2 protein-coding genes are annotated in these 3,802 nt (G+C 50.0%); one reads left to right on the forward strand and one right to left on the reverse strand.

Features of this window, described 5'->3' with window-relative positions:
• Window positions 1–195 precede the first annotated feature (195 nt).
• On the reverse strand, window positions 196–1,917 hold the full coding sequence (locus WBA89_RS20905) for a sensor histidine kinase (protein WP_424409155.1): 1,722 nt from the start codon (window positions 1,915–1,917) through the stop codon (window positions 196–198).
• A gap of 118 nt (window positions 1,918–2,035) precedes the next feature.
• Between WBA89_RS20905 and WBA89_RS20910 the strand changes: the two genes are divergently transcribed.
• Window positions 2,036–3,439, forward strand: a complete 1,404-nt coding sequence (locus tag WBA89_RS20910; RefSeq protein WP_424409157.1) for a TldD/PmbA family protein — start codon at window positions 2,036–2,038, stop codon at window positions 3,437–3,439.
• Window positions 3,440–3,802: the final 363 nt, after the last annotated feature.

Raw genomic sequence — 3,802 nt, forward strand, 5'->3', positions numbered from 1 at the left:
AAAGGAGGCAGAGCCTGGTAACGAGCAATATCAATTCCGGTTGCACTCATACATGATATTAACTGTTAACTGTTAACTGTTAACAGTCAACAGTCAACAGTGAATTTACTATTCCGATGAAGAGAGGATTTGAGATGAGGACTCGCATTCCTCACTACAAACTTATTTTGTTGTGATCTAACGGGTGTAATATGACTATTGCAGCGGCAAAAATACGGTCATTACGTCGCCTTTTTGCGGCCGCTGGCGTATTACCAATCTCCCCCCCGCAGCCCGAAATAAATTCTTAGTCACGCTCAAATTTAAACTCAAACTTCCAGTCTCCGGCTGCACCATCAACAAAGGCCCGATCGACCTTAGAGGAGTATTAGTATTCGCTGCAAAAGTCGATTCGCCCTCAGCGTCAGGTAGGTGCTCCGATTCTAACTGCAATTTTAACTGATCGCCCGCCAAAGTCACCTCCACCTGAATGCGACTCCCCGATGGCAAAGTTCGAGTAAAATTCTCAATCAAATTAGTTAAAACCTGATCCAACATTGTCGGATCGCTGACCACCGCCGGCAACTTTTTCGGTACAATTACTTCCAAAGTGTGGTTGCGCTGGCGAGCGGCATTTTGCCAGCGGGGAATACTATTTTGCAGCACTTCACCGAGGGACATTGCTGTTAGGTGTACCGCTGAATTTTTGGCTTGCGACATTTCCATTTCTACGGCCCGGAAAATCAAACCGAAGCGGTCAATTTGAGCCGTACATTCAGCGTCGATCGCTTCCAAACGCTTGACCACCACCGGATCGAGTTTTGGGCGTTTCAGCAGCAGCCGAGTCAGGGTGCGAATGGTAGCCAAAGGAGTGCGGACTTCGTGGGCGATCGCCTGCAGCAATTCCACCTCTTTGGTAGCATGAGGCAGATGAGACTTGCAATTGATATTTTGCCGCTCTTTCAAACTATCATCAATTTTTTCAGTTTTTACCCTCGCTACTTCGTCTTTCCCAACGGGCAAATTATGCAGCAGCAAGCGGGCGAACTGCGCGACTGTTTGATAGTTGGGAGCCACAGGCAAAAACTGTTGAAATAGCGCGTCTAGTTTAGTAGAATTATTAGCAGTTAATTGGCTGGCAGGCAAATTGATGCCGCCGTCAGCACTGGCAAGCAAACTGTCGCTTTCAGTCACCCTGCGCCGCAAAACTTCCCAAGCTTGGGCGACGATTTGTGGGTCGAAAGAAAATAGAAAAGCCGGAATTCCCGCAGAATTTTCACCCAAAGCCATCACCAGACTAAAAGTAGCAGTTAAAACCAAACAAAACTGCTCGTTGGCTAAAGGATCGCCGATCGCCAAAGCCAAAGCCGGGGCCGCTGCAGGCACAGATATTTGCCGATCGGCAGCCGGTAGCAAAGCTAAAGTTTGTCTGGCGCGAAAAGACCACAAAGCTGCATCGCTGTCAGGAATACTGGTAAAAATCCAATTAGCAAAGCCACCAGCCACAGCGTGCTCTGTCAAAACCGAAGACGGCCCGGACAAAACCAATCCCTGACAAGAATTGGGATTTGGGGAGAGACAGTTTTGTTGTTGGGCGAGCATTTGATTCAAAGTTGCGATCGCCCCGTACCATTCCTGTTCAGCCTTCAGCCTAGGGGCCGCACGCATCGAGGGACACTTCGGGCGGCCGTTTTCCCTTGCCAACCTCGGATCGGGACTGAGGTCATTTTCAGAGCCTTCGGAGGCTAAAATTTCACTGATTGTCGGTAGAAAGTAAGTATTCACAGTATTTATAAGCCCACCTTCACAGAAGTGAAGAATGAAGTATTTATTTATAGGAATGTTCGGGAGCAAGAATTCAAGCAGCAGCACGATCGCAAAAACCAGCCTAATTTCTTGCGCCTTGCTCCTCACCCACAGGATATCTATATTTGTCAACTAACGATATTGGCAGAACCGTACAAATAAGTCGCAATCTCCGCGCTTCGGGGGATATTTTGGACGATCGCCCTAACAAAAGTGCAAAATGGATGCAGTCAAACACCCTGCTTTCCTTATGCCCACCTCGATCGCCGACTCAAAAAATCTGCTGTCAGACTTAATGGCACGCTACCGCAACCAAGTAGATTATCTAGCAATTAGACTCGAAGAAGCCGAAGGAACCGACATCCTGCTGCGGGGCGAAAAAATTGAAACCCTCAGCGAAGGAATCTCAATTGGAGGTCAAGTCAGAGCTTGTCACAAAGGCGGCTGGGGCTTTGCCAGTTTCAACCGACTTTCCACCCTCACCGAAAGAATCGAAGAAGCCATCGCCGCGGCCAAACTGATCGGCGAAGAAGAAACAATTCTCGCGCCAGTAACGCCCGTACAGGACACTTGCTTCCTGCCGCTGACAGGAACAGACCCCCGTCTGGTGCCCTTAATTGACAAAAAACAATTGTGCGATCGCTACGCAGCCATTTTACGCAGCATAGACCCCCGCATCGCCACCATCTCCGTGCGCTACGGCGACAGCACCCAGCGCATCATCCTCGCCACCTCCGAAGGCACCATGCTCGAACAAGGTTGGGCAGACATGGAAATGCGCTTTGCCGCCACAGCCCGCAGCGGGGAAACCGTACAAACAGGCCGGGAAACCACCGGTTCCCGCAAAGCTTACGAAGATTTAATGGAACTTGAAACCCAAGTTCGCAGCGCCGCCCAGCGCGCCGTAGATTCCCTAGCCTTACCCCCCGTCCAAGGCAACACCTACACCGTCGTCATCGACCCAATACTCACCGGATTGTTCGTTCACGAAGCCTTCGGACACCTTTCCGAAGCCGACATGGCCTACGAAAACCCCGATATTTTGGAAGTGATGACCCTCGGCCGCCAGTTCGGCCCGAAAAACTTGCAAATTTTCGACGGTGCCGCCCCGGAGGGACACCGAGGCAGCTATTACTACGACGATGAAGGCACTCCGGCGACTACGACTCAGTTAATTAAAGACGGCGCATTAGTCGGGCGGCTGCACTCGCGGGAAACAGCGGGAAAGTTGGGAGAAACGCCTACCGGCAATGCTCGCTGTTTGAATTATCATTATCCGCCGATCGTCCGCATGACAAATACTTGGATCGAAAGAGGCGATACGCCGGTGCCGGACTTATTTTCTGGGATCGAAGAAGGAGTTTATGCGCGCAATTGGCAAGGCGGGATGACTAACGGCGAAATGTTTACTTTCAGCGCTGGGGAAGCTTGGATGATCCGATCCGGAAAGCTCGACAATCCGGTGCGGGATGTGACTCTTTCGGGTAATGTTTTCAGCACTTTAGCCGATATTGAGGCGATCGGCGACGATTTTTACTGGGATGAATCCGGCGGCTGCGGTAAAGGAGGACAAAGCGGTTTACCCGTGGGCTGCGGCGGCCCTAGTTTGCGGATTCGCGACGTGGTTGTGGGCGGCGAAGCTGCCCCAGAATAAAGCATCAAAATAAAAAATTAAGGTAAAGCCGAAGATTCCTACTCGCGCTTTACCTTGATTTTTGTTACCTGCAGTCCGATTTTCTTTTGAGCAAAAACATCCTTTTTTTGACGGTTTATTACTCGTTACCAGGCTCTGCCTGGTAATGCAGGTGCGGAGGCTCTGCCTCCTTTTACTCGTTACCAGGCTCTGCCTGGTAATGCAGATCCGGAGGCTCTGCCTCCTTTGAGGAAAGCAACTTACAGGAAATAGGACTGTAGGAGGTGTTTAAGTTATTAAGTTTTCGATCCTAAGAAGTAGTGGTGTTTATTGGCGCTTTTCTACTTAGGATCGTGAATTAAATAATTTACACATAATTGTGGG

It is taken from the genome of Microcoleus sp. (assembly GCF_049646505.1).
Classification (GTDB): domain Bacteria; phylum Cyanobacteriota; class Cyanobacteriia; order Cyanobacteriales; family Microcoleaceae; genus Microcoleus.